This window comes from Marivirga lumbricoides (genome assembly GCF_014636295.1).
Lineage (GTDB): Bacteria > Bacteroidota > Bacteroidia > Cytophagales > Cyclobacteriaceae > Marivirga > Marivirga lumbricoides.
Map to the genome: position 1 here is coordinate 390,313 of NZ_BMEC01000002.1, position 20,305 is coordinate 410,617.

The following is a 20,305-nucleotide window of genomic DNA, read 5'->3' on the forward strand; positions in this document are numbered from 1 at the left end:
CACACACAATGCATATAGCTTATGGCTGGTGAAAGGCTATCAGCAAAATGCTCCTTAGCCAGCTATGGTTTCGGTGGACAGGAAGTGCTTCGAAGCCACTAGAAGCCATGTGCAAACCGTTGTGCCCAAATAAAACAAGCCAAAATCGACAAATGATTAAACTAAAGGAAAATAATAATTTCTATGTCATAACAGGAGGTCCAGGAGTAGGAAAAACGACTTTATTGGAGAGGCTGGGGAAAAATTATGAAATTGTTCCTGAAATCGCTCGTGAATTAATAAAAGAACAACAAAATAACAACGGAAAAGCTTTGCCTTGGGAAAACAAGAACTTATACAAAGAAATGATGTTTGACCGTTCGATAAGGAGTTTTGAGGAAATTGAGAATAACACAAATAAAGGAAAACCGATTTTTTTTGACCGTGGATTTTTGGATACTATCTGTTATGCAGAACTAATTGAGTCGGAAATAAGTGAACGAATGAAATCCTATGCAAAAAATTGGAGGTATAATAAAAATGTATTTATACTTCCACCTTGGCAAGAGATTTATGAAACTGATAACGAGCGAAAACAAGATTGGAAAGAAGCAGTTTTAACATTTGAAAAAATGAGCGAAACGTACACAAAATACGGATATAATATTGTTGAAGTACCCAAAAAAACTGTAAGTGAAAGAGCGGATTTTGTCTTAAAAGTTATCGAAAAAAAATACTAACGCACAAAATCAATCACCCTTTTTTGCCATTTGACAAATTCCGGAAGAAATACATTTACAACCTTTGTGTTATGGACAAATTAATAAACTATCTACTTGAATTTGGACAGCTAAATCAACAGCAAATTGACTTGATAAAGAGAAAAGCACAGTTATTGGAGTTAAAAAAAGGCAACTACTTTTCTGAAGCAGGGAAAATACCAAGGCAAGTAGCATTTATAGAAGAAGGCATCTTTCGAGTGTGTTACTACAACAGCAAAGGAGATGAAATCACCAAATACTTTGTTGATGAAAACAATTTTGCAGTGGACATAAACAGCTTCAATCAAAAAATCCCCTCTTCCGAATATGTACAGGCTGTAACAGATTGTACACTACTTGTATTTTCTACAGAATCACTCAACGATTTGTCAGCCACAATCATCCAGTGGGACGGCATTATCAATAAAATAACCGAAAAAGCATTGGTTGAAAAGGTAAATAAACTAAGTCCAATGTTAGCCGAAGATGCCAAAACAAGGTATCTTAGTTTTTTAGAAAAGTTCCCGAATTTAGCCAACAGGGTTCCCCTTTCCTATCTCGCTTCCTATTTAGGAATCACACAATCATCATTAAGCAGGGTTAGAAAAAGTATCTAAATTCATTATTTGCCAAATTTGCCAAATGGCAAAAGTTTTTGCTTTTGAAGTGCTGAACTTTGCTTCATCATTTAAATAAAAAGCAAAAAATTATGGATTCAATAATTATTACAGGCGCAACCAGCGGAATTGGTTTTGAATGTGCCTTACGTATGGCTCATATTGCCAAGAATGAGCAAATTATTATTCCTGCCAGAAATATAAAAGCAGGAAAAGAAGTGATTGAAAGGATAAAGGACAAAACAGGTCATAAAAACCTAAGGTCTTTAGAATTGGATTTGGCTTCATTACAATCTATCCGTCAATTTTCAGAGAAATTATCAAGAGAAAAAAATCTATCTATTTCTATTTTGATAAACAATGCAGGCGTGCAGAATATTGGTGAAACGCAATATACCACAGACGGGTTTGAACAGACATTTGGTGTAAATCATTTAGGTGCATTTGCCTTGACTATGCAATTATTACCCTTTATGAAAAATGACGGACACATAACATTTACATCTAGCGAAACACACGACCCAGCACTCAAAACACCCATAGAGCCTCCTATTTACACCAGTGCTCAAGAACTTGCTTTCCCAAAAGAAACGTCCGAAAAACCTAGCATTGTTGGACAAAGGAGATATTCCACATCAAAGTTGTGCAACATAATGACCGCTTATGAATTACAAGAGCGATTAAAGCACACAAATATCAGGGTAAATGCCTATGACCCGGGAATGACACCTGGAACAGGCCTTGCCAAAACTTACTCACCTATTATGCGATTTTTATGGAAAAACGTATTTCCTGTTTTGACCCTAATAAAAAGCAACATACATACACCAGCTCAGGCAGGAAAGAATTTAGCAAACCTTGCGTATTCTGAAAAGTATAGAAACTTGAAAGGAATTTATTTCTCTGATGGAAAAGTGGTTAATACATCCGTTGATTCTTATAACAAAGTATTTCAAAAATGTCTGTGGAATGAGAGTCTCGAACTTACAAAAACCACATTTACAGAATAACAAAAAGAAACTTCTAAAAAATGCCCACAGGCAACATCTTGCATAGCTCATTGCGGCATAAACCAAAATTAGTGCTTTTTTGCTAACTTTACAGTTTAACTGAAAAATCTCTTTGTCTGACCCGCAACGAGGCATACCCAAAACGTTGTAAATAATACCCAAGAAACACTACGAACGAATTGAAAAAACGACTTTTACTAATACTCGGAATTCTGATTTTACTCTTTATTGGTTTTTTCTTTTCTAAAAAAATCAATCTGAATCCGAATTATAAAGTCGGACAAAAAATTGATAGTCTGAATGGAGTTGCTGTTTATTACAATGGCGGAGTTGGAAATGTGGACGGGCGAGTGTTAGCAGAAGATGGTTATAATCTTGGACTGAAATATCAATGTGTGGAATTCGTAAAACGATATTACTACGAAGAATTAAACCACAAAATGCCTGATACTTATGGTCACGCTAAAGATTTTTTTAACTCACAAATCAAAGACGGAGAAATAAACAAACAGCGGAATTTAAGGCAGTTCAAAAATCCGAGTAAATCCAAACCGAAAATAAATGATTTAGTAATTTACTCGGGAACAACGCTGAATAAATATGGACATGTTTCTATTGTTTCTAAAGTAACCGAAAACGAAATTGAGATTATTCAACAAAATCCCGGGCCATTTGGGAATTCCAGAGAAGAATATGACTTGATAAATGAAAACGGAAAGTGGAAAATAAAAAACGACCGCATTTTAGGTTGGTTAAGAAAATAAGGAAAAATTACTATTCAATCGAGTAGACGGCCGTGAGCCAAACTGCTCACAGTGAGTCCCTCATCTGCTGGCCAGCTACAGCCGTTTATTCGCAGTTCGTTTATTTTTTTATGTTCGTATATGCATTTCATTTTTTCAGTGCATACCCCACGGATAACCAGCCTCGAGAAATAATCTAGACAGGTTTTGCAGCTTACTTACAGGCTTCACCAACTTGCCTGCAAGGGATGTCGATTTTTCGGCACTGGCATTGCACCCTCTGCAATAATATGGTATCTTAGCTACCTGATGCCCATACTGGGCACACAAAAGGTATAAAAGTAATGGTGGGTTCAGTGCAAATTTGAAGTAAAATACCATAAATTAAAGGTAGGTGCTAACTGACAGTTCAGTGGGATGAATCCGCTACTGCTCATACACGCGCCTCGTTGTGGTGCATTAAAACAAAATCAAAAGAATGATTTTTGAATTGAATAAATCAAAAGAAATTTTAGAGAGAACACCAGAAGTTTTGGAGACATTACTTAGTGGTTTATCAAAAGAATGGGTTGAAAATAATGAAGGAGCAAAAACCTGGAGTCCATATGACATAGTTGGACACCTAATATCTGGAGAAAAAACTGATTGGATTATTCGAATAAAAACTATTTTGAGTGATTCTGAAAGCAAACTATTTGAACCTTTTGACAGGTTCGCTCAATTAAATGAAAATCAAAACAGACCGATTGAAGATCTAATCAACGAGTTCAAATTATTGAGAAAAAAAAACCTAAACGAATTAAAATTTTTGAATATTTCTCAAAAAGATTTCGAAAAAGTTGGGATTCACCCTGAATTTGGAAACGTGACTCTTAAACAATTGATTTCAACCTGGGCTGTTCACGATTTAGGACATATTGCACAGATAACAAGGGTTATGGCAAAACAATACACTAAAGAAGTGGGGCCTTGGATCAGCTATTTAGGAGTATTGAAGAAATAACAATACCACAACAATGTGTGCTATAATTTAAAAGGGGTTTAGAGGTTTTCAAGCTGCATCACCCGCATCAAATTCAGGTAGTAACTAGATAGGTTTGAAGTCTGAAATCCCTTACAAAATCATACACTAAACCTTAGTACTAAACCTTAGCATTAATAGAATTAACCATGAATTCATTAAGCTTCCTACTTATCATCTTCTTACAAACCTGAGTTCGATTCTTAATTTACTTCAAAGTCTGTCAGAGCATTTCCGATTGGGCGGTGCAGGGGTGCCATTTTATTAATCGAAATCAGGTTATCACCTACCATTAAATAGTCACTTCCAGAAACGAAGCTATGTTCTCTATTAGTAGACCACCAACCTCTCAATAGTATTTCATAGCACGCAGATTCCTACATTCAAATGCTCAACACGTTGTGCATACAGAACCCGGAATAACCAGATAGTGAGTGAGCAATGATAGTATCCTCCCCTTTAGAAAAGAAATCTTGATAGAAAGCAAATTCCAATCAACTGGATATTGCGAGCGCAGCGTGGCAATCTTTTTATCTTTGGTCTGTGAGACACAGACCTTGCTTTTTCTGTTCATTTGTGCATTAAGATAGTTTTTTTTCTCAAATTACAATTAGTACCGTCATTCCCACGCAACTTTTCCCGATCATTATCGGAAGGTGGGAATCTGTCCATTTCAACAGCATGTTGAAATAACTTCTTTTTTATAGAATTGGCTTATGCTATAAACCTACAATTAAACAGTCATTGCCAGGCACAAAGCAATCTTTTCTATTATACTAGAAAAGTCAGGTAATGAAATTTCATTTCATTGAAAAGATCCCTGATAATTTTTTCCGCTGCTCTCCAAAAATTTCGGGGATGACGATAATTGCCGGCTTTTCTGGTGTTGACAAATACATAGTGCTTGCTTATTTAGGTCTTTTTTCCACAGGTCTGCGGCTTACAGTCCAGCAAAAAGGGGAAGGTCTGTGAGCCACAGACCTTGGTTTTCTGTTCATTTGTGCAATAAGATAGTTTTTTTTCTCAAATTACAATTAGGATCGTCATTCCCACACAACTTGTCCCGATCATTATCGGCATGTGGGAACCTGTTCATTTCAACAGCATGTTGGAATAACTTCTTTTTTATAGAATTGGCTTATGCTATAAACCTACAATTAAACAGTCATTGCCAGGCACAAAGCAATCTTTTCTATTATTCTAGAAAAGTCAGGTAATGAAATTTCATTTCATTGAAAAGATCCCTGATAATTTTTTCCGTTGCTCTCCAAAAATTTCTGGGATGACGATAATTGCCGGCTTTTGTGGTGGTGACAAGCATTTAGTGCTTGCTTATTTAGGTCTTTTTTTCCACTGGTCTGCGGCTTACAGTCCAGAAAAAAGGGGAAGGTCTGTGAGCCACAGACCTTGGTTTTTCTGTTCATTTGTGCAATAAGATAGTTTTTTTACTCAAATTACCATTAGTACCGTCATTCCCACGCAACTTGTCCCGATCATTATAGGCAGGTGGGAATCTGTCCATTTCAACAGCATGTTGGAATAGTGTCTTTTTTATAGAATTGCCGTTTGAAGTTCCAAAAGAGAATTGTATGGTGATTGAATTAGAGAATGGGCTGAAAGGAGTAAGTGGAATGGTTGAATATCCAAAAGAGTTTAATGAATAAAAAAATGCGACAACGCAGTCTTGTTTTTTTTGGTTAATGGCAAAATGTGTCTGACCGCTGGACCTGCGAGAATGATGTACCGAACAGACCCACAATTACACGAAAAAGAAAGGTTGCTCGTCCGTTGTTATGAAAGGTCTGAACTACTTCTATCAAAGTTCCTACTTGGTTGATAGTGAAGCGTTTCGAAATCAACTCCTTTGGGTAGCTGCCAACTATTGTCAGTAATGTAAGCACCTTATTCACCCGACATATAAACACAACAAACCGACTTTTGGACACTTATGAGTTGATGACTTGCCCGAACTTTGTGCCATAAATTTAAAATAACAGAAAAATGAAAGTTACCTTAATAACAGGTGCATCGGGAGGAATTGGTGAAGCTATCGCAAATAAACTGGCAGCAAGAAAACATAATCTTTTGCTTGTAGCCCGTAATGCCGATAAACTAGCAAGGCAATGCAAAGAACTTGCCGGGAAATTTGGGATCAATGCACAATTCATTAAAGCCGATTTGGCAAAACCCTCGAGTGCAGAACAGGTTTTTGCAGAAACACAACAACGTGGTTTAGAAATACATATGCTTATCAACAACGCGGGAATTGGTTCGGGCGGAGAATTTTCAGAGTTATCTCTAAAATCAGAATTGGATTTAATTCAGCTAAATATTTCATCATTGGTGACACTTACGCATTTATTTTTGCCTCAAATGCAAAATCGAAAAAGCGGGACGATTATTAATGTGGCTTCTATGGCGGCATTTGGTCCAGTTCCTTATATGGCCACTTATGCTGCCAGCAAGGTGTTCGTACGCTCATTCACAGAAGCCATTACCCAGGAATGTTTACCTTATCAGGTTCATATCATGTTGTTTTGTCCCGGTCTTACCAAAACTAACTTTAACAGTGCGGCAGGTATTGATAATGAAATAGCCAAAGGGCTCAGTTCTGACTACAACACCGCCCCTACCCAGACCCCCGAAGAAGTAGCTGATGAAATGATGAAGGCATTAGAAAAAAGAAAGCATTTTGCTATTTCGGGAAGGCTAAACCGATTCGGTGCTACTATATCAGCACTATTTCCCAATGTACGGATAGCCAGATTTATAGCTAAATCGTATCAGAAAGAATTAAATATAGCCTAATTAGAAAACTACACGAGAATCAATGATAGATATCCGAAAGTCATCAACCAATGATTACTCATTGTGTAATTTAATTTTAGGTTACATGTAAAATATAATGTGTAAATTTATTCGAAATAAGTGTTCTGATGAGCAATGATAACTTAACTATGCATTTCAAAAGCATAGCGCAACTGCACCAGAAAGCGGGGCTGGCAAAACCGAAACATCCCTTGTTTAGTATTACACGCTTTGAGGATTTTCCTGCAATAGAAAATGAGGATCGTGTTAAAATCATCTGTGATTTTTACCAGATTACTCTAAAAACAGAAGCAGCCTGTAAAATTCAATACGGACAAACGATGTTTGACTTTGACGATGGCGTTATTTCCTGTTTTGCCCCCAGGCAGGTGAGTATCATTGATAAAGACTTTGTCTTTGCTAAAAAAGGGTGGCAACTGTCTATTCATCCTGACTTTTTCAGAACATATCCATTAGGACAAAAAATCCATGACTACAGCTTTTTCGAGTATTCTGTAAACGAGGCCTTGATAGTCTCAGAAGATGAAGAGAAATCCCTGGAAACCATCTTTCGGCAAATTGAAAAGGAATACCTTTTACCGATCGATAGTTTTAGCCAGGACCTAGTGGTTTCAAATATTGATCTGCTGCTCACTTATTGTAACAGATATTACAACCGGCAATTTGTTTTGCGCAAACCTAAAAATGACAGCTTGTTGGCCAGGTTTGAAAAGCTTTTAAATGATTATTATGAAAACGAAGTGACCGATAAAGGCTTACCTACTGTAACATCTATAGCGGCTAAGCTCAATCTTTCCCCTAAGTATTTGGGCGATTGTTTGAAAAGTATTACTGGTCAAAATACTTTCCAACTTATTCATGAAAAGCTCATTGAAAAAGCCAAAGAAAGGCTCTCAACCAGCCAATTAAGTGTAAGTGAAATAGCGTATGATTTAGGCTTTGAGCATCCACAATCTTTTAGTAAATTTTTCAAAACCAAAACGCAAGTTACCCCTTTAGATTTCAGACGGTCTTTTAATTAAATATGAAAGACCTTAGCTTCAGCAAATAAATAAACATCATTAAAACAGAAGTTTATCAAACTGTTATATTTCATTTTAAGCGATACCACACAAAAAACAAAATTTTCCGAAATTTGAAGGATGAATGATAACGATACAAAAAGACTTCCGAGGCTTGTAGCTATCTTAACGCAGTTACAAACAAGACGACTCGTAACAGCTACTAACCTCGCAGAAAAATTTGGTGTTAGCACAAGAACAATTTACAGAGATTTAAAAGCATTGGAACAGGCAGGTGTGCCCATTTTGACAGAAGAAGGGAAAGGCTATACGCTAGTGGAAGGCTACAAAATTCCACCCATTATGTTTAGTGAAAACCAGGCAAATGCATTAATTCTTGCAGAACAATTAGTATTAAAAAACAGAGACAAGTCCTTAATTAATGATTATGCCGAAGCCATCGACAAGATAAAGGCGGTTTTGAGGCAAAGTGAAAAAGACAAAGCCAATCTACTTTCTTTGAGAACCAAATTTGCAAAGCTTGAAAATTATGAAATCAGCAGTAATATTGTATCCTCCTTGCAAAATGCAATCACCAATTTTTATCTTGTAAAATTAGATTATATCAATGCCGAAAATAAGTTGAGTGAAAGAGTTGTTGAGCCTTTTGCTCTCTTAAGCATATTGGAAGGTTGGTTGATGGTTGCCTATTGTCGCCTAAGAAAAGAATTTAGATATTTTAGGTTGGACAGAATTCAAAAATTACAAGTTCAACAAGAGACATTTACCCCTCATAAAATGACTCTTCAAGAATTTTTTGAAAAATATCACGACCAGTAAATACCCTTGACATACTGTTGTCAAGGAGGCATAATAATTTTGAAGCATTATTAATTAAAACAAAAAGTTATGCTACAAAAAATTTCTAAAATTAGTTGGTTGGGTGTATTCCTCTCTATAGTATTTTATTCATTTCTCGGTTGGCTATGGTTTACGGTGTTATTTCCTAATCAATATGCCAGCACATTAGACAAATTAGGTTTAATGCCTGCCAATCCAGACCCCATTTATTTTTATGGGCCATTTTTAACAGTCATACCCACCATAATTACAATAGCTTTGTTGATGGCCACTTTAAATATCAACACTAAAAAGGCAGCCATCGAGTTTGCATTGATTATTGGTTTAGGGTTTTTAGTTGCCAATACATTTAATATAGCCATCAATCCAAATATACCCCATCCTATGCCATATGGTTTACTTGTGGGAGCTTATCAATTAGTGGGTATTTTAATATCTTGTCTTATTATGGTGGCAATGAAAAAGAAATGAAACCGGAAGTAGAATTATTTTACCCTAAGACCAAACAGCATTGGCGAAAATGGTTGACACAAAACTATATGCGCAAAAATGCTGTTTGGTTGGTTTTTTATAATAAGAAATCAACCAAGCCAACAATTTCCTGGAGTGATGCGGTGGACGAGGCATTATGTTTTGGTTGGATTGACGGCAAAGCTGAAACCTTAGATACCGAAAGTCATAGACATTATTTCTGCAAACGAAAACCGAATAGTACCTGGAGTAAAATCAATAAAGAGAAAACTGAAAGATTGACTTCAAATAATCAAATGACCCAGGCAGGCTTTGATGCTATAGAAATTGCTAAACAAAATGGCTCATGGACTATTTTAGACACCGTTGAGGCGCTTATTGTGCCGGTAGAATTAGAGAACGAGTTTATAAAATTTGACGGTTCCAAAGACTATTTTTCTTCATTGAGCAAAAGCAACAAAAAAATCCTGTTACAATGGATAGCCCTTGCAAAGACAGAGGCCACAAAACAAAAACGAATAGGAGAAATTGTAGAAAATGCCTCACAAAAACAATTACCTAAGCTATTTAGACGAAAGAAAAATGGCATATAGCTGCAATACGTCAAGTACAATGCCATGGGACAGAGTGGTGACCTCTCTCATTGGCGTATTTGCTTGCGTCACATTCCACTGCGACATCAAAGCAATTTTCACACTTTACCCCTACTGACTGTACCACCAGCAGGAGTAAAACTGTAACTTTGTACAAAAAAACAGTTCTGATTAGGGGAAGACTACAAAGGCTACACTTCTACTGGTAAACCGCCCCCCACATTTCCCTTTCAATTTGAAGTAGTTTTAATGCTAAAACAGATGGAGGAGTTTAGTTTTCTGGCTGAATAAGGCCTGGTGTTTAACCATCCGTAATTTTTACTTAAATTGCTCATACTATTTATATTTTAGATGATGAGCCTAACGCTTAGAAAATGGACAAAGACATAGATAAACTTTTAACTGCTAAATCCGAGCAAGTAAAAAAACTTCAGGAAATTGTTAAGAAAGCAATTGAAGAAGAAACTTTAATTACCAACAATCTTTTAAATCCGCCAAAAGAAATACTCACCAGAGGACAATCAATATCTGATAAGGTTGCAAAATTTGGAGGGAGTTGGGCTTTTATCATTTCATTTTTCATCATTCTGGTCGTATGGGTTCTGTTTAATACATTAACTCCTGCAAAAGACAATTTTGACCCATACCCATTTATATTGATGAACCTCATTCTTTCCTGTATTGCAGCACTACAAGCTCCGGTTATAATGATGAGTCAAAATAGACAGGAGGAAAAAGACAGAAAAAGAGCGGAAAATGATTACTTGATTAACTTAAAAGCGGAACTGGAAATAAAGGCACTGAATCAGAAAATTGAACTTCTCATCCAGGAACAAATTCAAACCCTATATGAAAGTCAAGAATTACAGTTGAAAATTTTAAAAAAACTTGAACAAAAATTATGATAAATTCTTTTTTTTCAGACTTTAAAACCGCTATAACAATCGGAATTATAGTTGCCTTAACAATTAGTTTTGCCCTGGCTTTTAAATATTTATCCAGAAAGAAGATAAATGCCCTGGTAAAAACAAAACACATTGACCCAACCAGCTATGTCTTTGCAACTAAACTCATAACAGCAATTATTTTTGTTATAGGTATTTCATTTGCATTAATTCAAATTCCTGAAATGAAAACTTTAGGTCATTCATTATTGGCAGGGGCAGGAATTTTATCACTAGTAGCAGGATTGGCCTCTCAACAGGCTTTGAGCAATATTATGAGTGGATTTCTCATCGTTATATTTAAACCTTTCAAAATCAACGATAGAATTACGTTTGACCAAATTTATACCGGAACTGTAGAAGAAATCAATTTGAGGCAAGTCGTACTTCGAGACTTTGAAAATAATAGGATTGTGGTGCCCAACTCAGTAATCAGTTCTAATGTTATTGTCAACTCAAACTTAAATGACACGAGAATTTGTAAAATGATTGAAATTGGTATTGGATATAATTCTGACATAGGCCGAGCTTTAAAAATAATGGAAGAAGAGGTAATAAATCACCCGCTACATATAGATAATAGAACTGCAGAAGATATAGAAAACAATGTACCTGAAGTTATATCAAGGGTTATTGCATTGGGAAATTCATCTATTACATTAAAAGTTTGGGCCTACTCTGACAATGCACCAAATGGGTTTGTAATGTATTGTGATTTACTGCGCTCCATAAAAGAACGATTTGATAAAGAAAATATAGAAATACCCTATAACTATCAGAATGTTATTATTAAAGAAACAAAATAAAAGCATATTGCTAACATTTAAGCTCTAATGAACCACGTCAAGGCAGTTGAAACAAAACACTTCAGCTACCTTAGGTGGAGTTCAACAGCGCGCATAAGAAATACCGGGTTGAAGGTTAAATCAAAGGTCTGCTTTTTGGAGAAAGCTAGTACAAAACGGAAGGTTAGTACTTTTTAATCTGCTACTTTTCATATATGTTAAACATTGTGCCTCCAACAAATACAAAAATCTATCTTTAACTTGTTTAAAGAAAAAGAAACAATGTATAAAAAATCAAAACATATTCCTGTAAATCCTTTAATAGCCGATTTTGGCACCGGCATTTTCATAGGTAAAATGTACAGCAAAGATGTACACGAATATGAGCGGTTTGAGGGATTTGACAAAATCAAACAATCGCACAGGGACGAATATCACTTGTTTTTCTTACAAGAAAAAGGAACAACAACCATTGAAATTGACTTTCAGGAATACACCTTAAAGCCTTCATCAGCTATTTTCATTCATCAGAATCAAGTACATAGAACCTTATCATTCAAAAATGCAGCAGCAAGTATTTGGGCAATTAGTAATGAAAATCTAAACCCCGAATACCTGAAATTATTGGAAGATATAACGCCAGCCAAACCTTTGTTAATAAATAAGGAAACGTTTACACTTATTACAGAAGCTATATCACTTTGTATAAAAATAGTTGAACGCAAAAACGAAAAACTATATTACTCTTTGCTAAAAGGGAGTTGCAATACCTTAATTGGACTTGTTATTTCACAGTATTTAGTCCAATCAAAACCCTTTGAAAAACTTTCACGGTATGAAATTGTATCTAAAGCCTTTAAAGAGTTGTTGGAACAAAACTTTGTTACGGCTAAACGACCCGCAGAATACGCCAAACAACTAAATATTTCTACGAATTACCTCAACGAATGCGTTAAAAACACTACAGGACATTCTGTTTCTTACCACATACAACAGCGTGTAATACTAGAAGCCAAGCGTTTGCTTTACCATTCCGATATCTCGGTAAAAGAAATTTCAGCGGAACTGGGCTATGACGATTATCCTTATTTTTCAAGGCTGTTTACAAAAGTTGCCGGAACAACCGCTTTGGCATTCCGAAACAAAAACCACGATTAGTCCAATACATACCTTATTCTTGCATTGTTTAAAATTTTCAATCACTGTTCCTTTGCATTAAATCAAAAAGCAATAAACAATGATTTCAAGCATACCCAAGTGGGTGGGTGATTTGTTCGAAAGTACACTTCGGCCCAATGTAAAAGTTTTAGAAACTTCCTATCTCAGTTCCCAGATTAAGAAGATACGTTTTCAAGGAGATATATCAAAAATGAATTTTGAGATTGGCTATGCCAATGTGCTTCGTGTTTCCGAAACTGAATACAGAAATTATACGGCTGCTTATTACAACAAGGCAAAAGCAATAATAGATATAATCTTTCATATTCATACCAATGGCGTTGGAAGTGAATATTTTGATTCTTTAAAAGCTGACGATGAAACATTTATTGGTCCATCGAGAGGAAAAAAGCTATACAACCCAAGTATAGAAAATCAATTCTTTTTTGGTGATGAAACTTCATTAGGCCTTGCTTGTGCATTATTACCCCTAATGAAAAATAATCATCATCAATTTCAATTCTATTTTGAATTGGATGAAGAAAACAAAAATGTTCCCAAACTTTTGGGATTAGAAAACTTTACTGTTTTTCCAAAAGATGGTAGTTTCAGAAATGAAAAGAAAGTCAATGAGTTACCTATTTGTAAGACCACTGACTGGCTATCGGCCAATTATATTTTAACAGGAAATGTAAAGTCGGTTCAAACTTTTAGAAAGGTTTTAAAACACAAAGTAACGGGAAGAATATTTCACCAGGGGTATTGGCTTGAGGGAAAGAAGGGACTGTAATCACTGTTGTTTATGCCTTTAAATTTTACATCACAAAAAAACATTAAAACAAATTAAGATGAAACATAATCACGAACATCAACACAAGCATAATCACAAAGAACATCAGCATTCAGAAACCAAAAATGGACTCACATTAGCCTTTTGGTTGAACTTAATTTTTGCTATAATCGAAGTTGTTGGCGGGATATTTACCAATTCCACAGCGATTATTGCAGATGCTTTTCACGACTTTATAGATGCCATTGCTATAGGAATAGCGGTTTTGTTTGAAAAAATATCAGGAAAGAAACGTTCTACCAGTTATTCTTACGGATATAAACGATTTTCATTACTATCTGCGCTAGGCTTATCTTTATTTCTATTGATCGGAGCTGTTTTTATGATTAAAAGTGGAATAGAATCATTTATTCAGCCAAAAGAAGTCAATAGTGTAGGTATGCTCTGGTTAGCTGTGTTAGGGGTTAGCATCAACGGATTTGCATTTCTTAGAATAAAAAATGGAAACGGAAAACACCATCATCACCATCATCATGCTCATGGACATTCCCACAATCAAAACAGCAAAGCCATTATGCTTCACCTTTTGGAAGATGTGTTGGGTTGGGTAGCTGTTTTAATGGGTGCTGTGGTTATTTATTTCACCGGTTGGAATTGGATAGATGGGTTACTTACCCTAGCCATTGCTGCTTTTATTTCGTACAATGCCACCAAAAATTTAATTAGCACATTAAAAATAATGTTGCAGGCTGTTCCTGAACATGTGAATCTGAAAAACTTAACAACAGAACTGAATAATATTGAAGGCGTTGCCGATATTCACGATTTTCATATCTGGAGTTTAGACGGAAATTACCATGTGGCTTCGCTACACGCTGTGTTGGACAGCCCCGATAATCCTTCTGAAAATAAAGTCTATACCACTATTTTAGAACGCTTGAATAAATACAATATTCAACATCCAACGGTACAAATTGAAACAAATACAAAACATTGCAAATTCGTCAATTGTTGAAAACCAGAATCTAGCAGCGGCTAATGCAGGGCTATCCGAAGCCATACGTTATAAATCAATAGTATTGAAAAACTAAATGAAGAAAACCATATTTGAATAACCAAAATGGACTGTCCTTCGGCAGAAAGCTTAATCTGAATGAAACCGGACTGAATTTCAAGTATTGAGAATTTGGACTTTGATATTCCAAACCAAAAACTGACTGTTTTTTCACGGCAGAGAAACCGGCCAAATAGAAAAATCTGTGCTCAATCTGAATTTAGGCTGAAAAAATCTGCTATCAAAAAAGATTCGAAAAACTATCTAAACGGGACTCCTTTTGCCAGCGGTTTGAACCTGAAAATATAGAACGGAGCTTTTGCCTGGCTTTTGCCATTATGAAAGACGGCACCCAAATGTACTTGTGCTGCCGAAACATACATATAACCATCAGCAACGTTGTAGCTCACACCATCAGGCCAGAGCAAATTTTCATCAGAGAAAATGTGGTGCACGCTTTTGTCTTTGGCAAGAATTACTGCTACACTATTGGTTTCCATGGCTGTCAAATACAAATTACCTTCGGTATCGATACTCAAACCACCATTGTTAGGTTTTTCAGCGTAAGTTTCAATTCTTTTGTCCAATGCTGTTTCGTTTAAACTTTCATCCAATAAATCAACTAATCGTACACGGTAAACTTTGTTCCCATTCAAAGGTGCGTAATATAACCATTCAAAATCCTTGTCTGCCGTAATACCATCACAACCCACCAGTAAATTTTTACCGTTTACTGCTAAAGGTTTTCCACTGACAACCGTTGGCCGATTTTCGGGTAGAGTGGTGCGATGCCCTTCCAGTAATCTTCTCGTCTTGCCTGTTTTCATATCGACAGTAATCAAGCTTGCCGCACTGCCATCACCACCCTTGCCTATGCCTTCGTTTGCAATAACAAACACACCGTGTTGGGTATCTACAACCATATCGTTGGGTTGTGAAGTCGGCACAACCGCAGTTTCGGGCAAATAATAAATGTGTTCCAAGGTATCAGTAATGGTATTCCAGCCTACAATTTTTGGCGTAACCGGATTGCGCTGACCCATGTCGAGCATCCAGACAATACCATTTTCATCATTTCTGATACCTAATACATTGCTTAAATAATGGTCATCCGTTTCTCGTGGCGTGTTCCATGCTTTGTTTGGAAATGGTGCAGTTGTTTTGGTTTTGCTATCATATTTGACTACCCGAAAATTAGGATTGAAAAACGGATGATGGCTGTATACCAAATCGCCCTGATGCGTAAAAGCAATATTGCCTACCGACTGATCAACAGTTGCAAAAACTTCATTATTGACCTTTTGAGAATAAGCGTTAATACCTATTATTAAACTAAAAGCTAAAAGAGATTTTTTCATAGTTATATGGATTGAATAATGGTTGCTAAGGGCAAACGGGATTTGGGCTTAACGGACGGTTGATTCGTGTCTTCGGGATTTCTGTACCCAATAGCCACAGCAAAAAGAGAGGTGTAATGCTCCAATTTTAGGGTTTTATCGTATACTTCTTTCTCAATACCTTCCATAGGTGAGCTGTCAATCTCAAGACTTGCACAGGCAGAAAGGAAAAAACCAAGTGAAAGATACACCTGATGCGCTAACCAGGATTTGATTTCCGTTTCGGGTAGCGGTTTTAGGAAATTGTTATAATAACCAACTGCCCCTTCCGGCAAATTTTGACGAATTTGTTCTTCAAATTTTTCAATGTTGTCAATGACACTAAACACCACCAAATGACTTGCGTCATTGATTTTTTGTTTGTTGAAGAAAGAAGCACTTGCTAAGTCCTGTTTGGTTTTCTCGTCCGAAACGAAAATAAATTGCCAGGGTTGGCTGTTGATAGATGATGGACTCAACCGCAAGATTTCTTTTAACTGCTGTATTTTCTCAGCGGAAATTTTCTTGTTTGCGTTGTAACTTTTTGTTGTATATCTGCCTTTGGCCAGGTCTAAAAAACTCATTTTTATATCATTTTAATTAACTATACTTTTTATAGTTACAATATTAACTACAGTATGTTATCTTTGCAATAACGGTCAAAAAGGATAGTATCAGATGTATTGTATAGACAACAAGCAATTTCCTTGCAGCACGAGCCTGACAATGAAATACATAGGTGGAAAATGGAAAGCGGTCATCCTCATTCATTTAATCGAAAAAAAACGATACAATGAATTGAGAAAGGAACTTTCAATGGTAACGGAGCGGACTATAAGTTTGCAACTGAAACAACTTGAAGCGGATGGGTTGATCAAGCGCACTGTATACACCACCAAACCGCCATTAAAAGTAGAATATGAACTCACGGAATTTGGAAAAACACTCATTCCGTTGCTTAAAGGGATTGCCCAATGGGGAAAAGAAACGGCCAAAAGCAATAAGCGCATTAAAACGGAATGATAGGCAGCACTAACATTGCCTGCCTAATGCGGGATAAAATGCTATTTTGGAAAGACGCAAATAGGAACAAACATTTCGTCAACCGAAATTTAAATACTTCAAAGCCTGCACCAGGCGTATACTTAACCGTTGTGCACAATCCTTAGAAAAAAAATTAGCTCCGAATGAGCATTAAGTTAAGGGAACATATTGAAGAGATAACATCAATTACGGATTCGGAATTTGATTACGTGCTCTCTCATTTCACAATGAATAAATTGAAGAAACATCCATTTCTCGTTCAGAGTGGTGATTGGGTCAAAAACGACCATTTTGCTCCTAAAAGCTTACTATACCAATGATAGGGAAAAGAACACATCTTACAATTTGCCATGGAAAATTGGTAGTTACCAATTATCAGGCATATTGACATCGAGAAATATAACCCTATCAGTTCTCGCAAATGGGAATTAACTTCAGATGGAAAAAGGATTTATTTCTTAAACAGGTTTTTAGAAAATGAAGGATCATGGAAGCTACTTGATTTATCGGATTCCTCAATGACAGTTAGAATAAATAGACAATCAGGACTTAAACAAGAAATAATAAGATTTGAAAAAACAAAAAAAGAAAGGTAAAAGCATGTAGCCTCTGGGATTAATGTGTTTCAGACAGGTTTTTGTTTCCTTATCAGCTACAGTTAGTTAGCTGTCAATCTGTCGTTTGATTAAAAAGCGTTGATATAATTTTATATCATAGCAATCAATTGCTAACTCACTGGCTTCCTATAATTTTACACTTGTCAACTGGGTAAACTTATTTTACTCATATCCCTTTACAGCACTGTAAATGACCGGCTTTGTGGATATCTATTCCTACATCAATATTCATTGAAAAATCATTAACTTGTATTTCCATAAGTCCTTGCTCCTTATTAGTTTTGTTCTCAAACCTTAACTTAAGGGGTTATCTGTTAAGTACTTATACTATTACATACGAACAATAAGTGATAAAATGGTCTGTGCTTACCTGGAAAATCCTGCGGACTTTCTAAAGCCCTTTTTATTTGGAAAGGTTACTGTTAAAATACGCCACAGCTCATATACCAACTCAATAGCACAAACTAAAAAACTGCGAATGAAAATAATTGCCACTAAAGAAAATAAGGTAAATTTTAAATTATACAGCAATTTTGAAAATAGACTCTTTTTGCCGATTGGCAAATATGTAAATTGGAAATTAGTAAATAATTGGGATGATTATAATGAACTCTATCACGCTATAAAATATATTGAAAGCCTTAATAAAATTGACGAAGTTTGGTATGAGATACATACTATAGAGGAAAAAGAAGAGATTAAAGGAGTAGTAACAATTGTTGGTGGAAACCTAAATAAACTCGGAATCAAATCTTTTATAAATGAAGAAGACACACTTTTACTGAAATACTTTCATATTGTTGAAAAAGGGAAAGGATATGGAAGTTATTGGCTCAAATCCATTATCATACCCTATTATTCAGAGAGAGGGTATAATAAAATTCAAGTAAGTAGTAGCCATCCAAAATCTTTTGATTTTTATAGAAAAATAGGGACTGAAATTGAAAATTATACGAAGAAAAGTGACAATAAACTTTACGAGAGGAAATGTAAATCTTTTCTAATTTCAATTGACGAACAAAAATAGTAAGTGGCTTAAATGCTGCTATAAAAGCCAAAAAAATAGCGGCCAATCATAAATAACAGGTGTCTTCTATCAATAATTTCGGCTATTAAAATTAAATAGCGTCTTTTCATATTGTCCTATAGTAACTAGGATTTTTTTTCAGAACTAAAAGCAAAAAAATGAGATAAGTTGACTTGAGGCAACTTCACTTCGAATAATATTCTACTATTTTACGAGCATATAAAAATAGTAGAATGAAAAGACAGTACTCATTTTTGATTATTATTTCTTGTTTCTGTTTATCCGCTTTAGGGCAAGAAATGCGAACTTCAGTTTTAAATGAATATTCAGTTAGAGGGTTGACAGATCCGTTCTCCGCCAATAGATTGGATCCGCAAAACTTAAAAACAAAACATGTCTACAAAGAAAAACTAGATAGCATTATAGAGTATAACTATGATGAAGTAACAGGGAGCTGGAATAAGAGATTTACAAAAAAGACCTTTACATACGATGATGATTTAAATGAAATATTATGGGTTTTCTCATCCTGGAACGCTACTGATACTATATGGGTAAATCATTTAAAAGAGGAAACGCAGTATAATGAGATAGAAAACAAAACGGTTAATACAAGATTTGTTTGGGCAAGAGAACAATGGAATAAAGAGACAAAATGGGAATTTACATATAATCAAAACGATGAATTGATTCAAAGGATCAGCTATCAATGGAAGTATGATTTGCAAGATTGGTTATTGACTGAAAGGTGGGAGTATAGTTATAATGATCAAAGAAAACCGTTAACCGACAGTTTATATTGGTGGTATCCCAGTTCAGAGGAATGGAAATTACAAGAGAAGGTTGATTACGAGTATATAAATGACAAAGAACTGCATTATATCTTTTATTCTAATTGGGATAGCAATACCAGGCATTGGATAGAGAGCAAAAAGGACTGGTATTTATATGACTTGCAATGGCGGTTATACACTTTATCAAACTACGTATGGGACGATGCACGTGAAGATAACTGGAAATTGGCAAATAGACAGTACTATAGTTATGATAGCAATGATTATTTAAAGAAATATGCTAACGTAAAGTTCAAAGCTCGTGACGATGGCTCTATTCAACATGAGCTGATGTATGAAAAATATGAATTCGATTTTTCCATGGTATTTAATGATATTTTATTACCCAATTATTTAAATCAGCAGGAGTTTAAGTATCATCATAAGCTTTTAAGTACAAGCCTAAGTCAATATAATCATGACACAAAGCAAGAAGAAAAATACAGGAATGTAGCGTTTTATTATTCCCCTATAGATGTAAAAGTAACCGATAATGATGACTTTTTATCGGAAAACATAAGCATTTATCCGAATCCGGCTATGGAAAGCATACATATAAATTATCCAAATGAATTTGCCCGGGTATTGTTTGAATTATACGATATTAACGGAAAAAAAATAATCTCGACAAGCGTCAATAAAGCTGAAAGTATTGACATAAGCACTTTAAGAAAAGGTCTTTATTTGTACCATATTAGGTCTGATAAATATAAAAGCGTAGGTCGGTTAATCAAAGAATAAGCACTTTTTCAACAAGCATTTCACTTACCTAAGAACAGCTATTAGGTATA

At 35.4% G+C, this 20,305-nt stretch carries 23 protein-coding genes; 21 read left to right on the plus strand and 2 right to left on the minus strand.

All coding sequences use genetic code 11. The annotated features are described in order from the left end of the window. Positions 1–107 precede the first annotated feature (107 nt). The 17 genes from IEV85_RS04335 (at position 108) to IEV85_RS04415 (ending at position 14,578) form a co-directional block, all read left to right on the plus strand. Entirely contained in the window at positions 108–719 is a 612-nt protein-coding gene (locus IEV85_RS04335; protein ID WP_345259293.1) for an AAA family ATPase, read from the plus strand. Positions 720–790: 71 nt separating this feature from the next. Further along, a complete protein-coding gene (locus tag IEV85_RS04340) occupies positions 791–1,357 on the plus strand; it encodes a Crp/Fnr family transcriptional regulator (RefSeq protein WP_188460571.1) in 567 nt (188 codons plus the stop codon). A 92-nt stretch (positions 1,358–1,449) separates the two neighbouring features. Beyond that, positions 1,450–2,367, plus strand: coding sequence for an SDR family NAD(P)-dependent oxidoreductase (locus tag IEV85_RS04345; protein ID WP_188460572.1), 918 nt, complete (start codon positions 1,450–1,452; stop codon positions 2,365–2,367). A gap of 179 nt (positions 2,368–2,546) precedes the next feature. Next, entirely contained in the window at positions 2,547–3,131 is a 585-nt protein-coding gene (locus IEV85_RS04350) for a CHAP domain-containing protein (protein ID WP_188460573.1), read from the plus strand. Between the two features lie 457 nt (positions 3,132–3,588). Then, complete coding sequence (locus IEV85_RS04355) at positions 3,589–4,113, plus strand: DinB family protein (protein ID WP_188460574.1); 525 nt, start codon at positions 3,589–3,591, stop codon at positions 4,111–4,113. An 810-nt stretch (positions 4,114–4,923) separates the two neighbouring features. Then, complete coding sequence (locus IEV85_RS04360; RefSeq protein WP_188460575.1) at positions 4,924–5,103, plus strand: hypothetical protein; 180 nt, start codon at positions 4,924–4,926, stop codon at positions 5,101–5,103. A gap of 244 nt (positions 5,104–5,347) precedes the next feature. Beyond that, positions 5,348–5,566, plus strand: a complete 219-nt coding sequence (locus IEV85_RS04365) for a hypothetical protein (protein WP_188460576.1) — start codon at positions 5,348–5,350, stop codon at positions 5,564–5,566. A 566-nt stretch (positions 5,567–6,132) separates the two neighbouring features. After that, the gene (locus tag IEV85_RS04370; RefSeq protein ID WP_188460577.1) at positions 6,133–6,939 is read left to right on the plus strand and encodes an SDR family NAD(P)-dependent oxidoreductase; all 807 of its coding nucleotides are present in this window, start codon (positions 6,133–6,135) and stop codon (positions 6,937–6,939) included. A 128-nt stretch (positions 6,940–7,067) separates the two neighbouring features. Continuing rightward, positions 7,068–7,982 (plus strand): helix-turn-helix domain-containing protein, encoded by a 915-nt coding sequence (locus IEV85_RS04375; protein ID WP_188460578.1) that lies wholly within the window; start codon positions 7,068–7,070, stop codon positions 7,980–7,982. A gap of 120 nt (positions 7,983–8,102) precedes the next feature. Beyond that, on the plus strand, positions 8,103–8,801 hold the full coding sequence (locus IEV85_RS04380; protein WP_188460579.1) for a helix-turn-helix transcriptional regulator: 699 nt from the start codon (positions 8,103–8,105) through the stop codon (positions 8,799–8,801). A gap of 69 nt (positions 8,802–8,870) precedes the next feature. Continuing rightward, positions 8,871–9,293, plus strand: coding sequence for a DUF1761 domain-containing protein (locus tag IEV85_RS04385; protein ID WP_188460580.1), 423 nt, complete (start codon positions 8,871–8,873; stop codon positions 9,291–9,293). Then, positions 9,290–9,886, plus strand: coding sequence for a YdeI/OmpD-associated family protein (locus IEV85_RS04390; RefSeq protein ID WP_188460581.1), 597 nt, complete (start codon positions 9,290–9,292; stop codon positions 9,884–9,886). Before IEV85_RS04385 ends, IEV85_RS04390 begins: the two co-directional genes overlap by 4 nt. 374 nt (positions 9,887–10,260) lie before the next feature. Beyond that, a complete protein-coding gene (locus IEV85_RS04395; RefSeq protein ID WP_188460582.1) occupies positions 10,261–10,791 on the plus strand; it encodes a DUF1003 domain-containing protein in 531 nt (176 codons plus the stop codon). Next, a complete protein-coding gene (locus IEV85_RS04400; protein WP_188460583.1) occupies positions 10,788–11,636 on the plus strand; it encodes a mechanosensitive ion channel family protein in 849 nt (282 codons plus the stop codon). Before IEV85_RS04395 ends, IEV85_RS04400 begins: the two co-directional genes overlap by 4 nt. 261 nt (positions 11,637–11,897) lie before the next feature. After that, entirely contained in the window at positions 11,898–12,773 is an 876-nt protein-coding gene (locus IEV85_RS04405) for an AraC family transcriptional regulator (RefSeq protein ID WP_188460584.1), read from the plus strand. A 79-nt stretch (positions 12,774–12,852) separates the two neighbouring features. Next, positions 12,853–13,563: an FAD-binding oxidoreductase gene (locus IEV85_RS04410; protein WP_188460585.1), complete on the plus strand. Its 711-nt coding sequence runs from the start codon at positions 12,853–12,855 to the stop codon at positions 13,561–13,563. Between the two features lie 58 nt (positions 13,564–13,621). Continuing rightward, on the plus strand, positions 13,622–14,578 hold the full coding sequence (locus IEV85_RS04415; protein WP_188460586.1) for a cation diffusion facilitator family transporter: 957 nt from the start codon (positions 13,622–13,624) through the stop codon (positions 14,576–14,578). Between the two features lie 299 nt (positions 14,579–14,877). Here IEV85_RS04415 and IEV85_RS04420 read toward each other — a convergent pair whose 3' ends face one another. Both IEV85_RS04420 and IEV85_RS04425 read right to left on the minus strand, forming a co-directional pair. Continuing rightward, complete coding sequence (locus tag IEV85_RS04420) at positions 14,878–15,975, minus strand: L-dopachrome tautomerase-related protein (RefSeq protein ID WP_188460587.1); 1,098 nt, start codon at positions 15,973–15,975, stop codon at positions 14,878–14,880. 2 nt (positions 15,976–15,977) lie between these two features. After that, positions 15,978–16,577: a nitroreductase family protein gene (locus IEV85_RS04425; RefSeq protein WP_188460588.1), complete on the minus strand. Its 600-nt coding sequence runs from the start codon at positions 16,575–16,577 to the stop codon at positions 15,978–15,980. Between the two features lie 142 nt (positions 16,578–16,719). Here IEV85_RS04425 and IEV85_RS04430 point away from each other — a divergent pair, with 142 nt between their 5' ends. The 4 genes from IEV85_RS04430 (at position 16,720) to IEV85_RS04445 (ending at position 20,255) form a co-directional block, all read left to right on the plus strand. Continuing rightward, positions 16,720–17,016 (plus strand): winged helix-turn-helix transcriptional regulator, encoded by a 297-nt coding sequence (locus IEV85_RS04430; RefSeq protein ID WP_229712504.1) that lies wholly within the window; start codon positions 16,720–16,722, stop codon positions 17,014–17,016. Positions 17,017–17,180: 164 nt separating this feature from the next. Next, positions 17,181–17,357, plus strand: coding sequence for a hypothetical protein (locus IEV85_RS04435; RefSeq protein WP_188460590.1), 177 nt, complete (start codon positions 17,181–17,183; stop codon positions 17,355–17,357). Positions 17,358–18,132: 775 nt separating this feature from the next. Next, the gene (locus IEV85_RS04440) at positions 18,133–18,681 is read left to right on the plus strand and encodes a hypothetical protein (protein WP_188460591.1); all 549 of its coding nucleotides are present in this window, start codon (positions 18,133–18,135) and stop codon (positions 18,679–18,681) included. 233 nt (positions 18,682–18,914) lie between these two features. After that, complete coding sequence (locus IEV85_RS04445; protein WP_188460592.1) at positions 18,915–20,255, plus strand: T9SS type A sorting domain-containing protein; 1,341 nt, start codon at positions 18,915–18,917, stop codon at positions 20,253–20,255. The last annotated feature ends 50 nt before the right edge of the window (positions 20,256–20,305 follow it).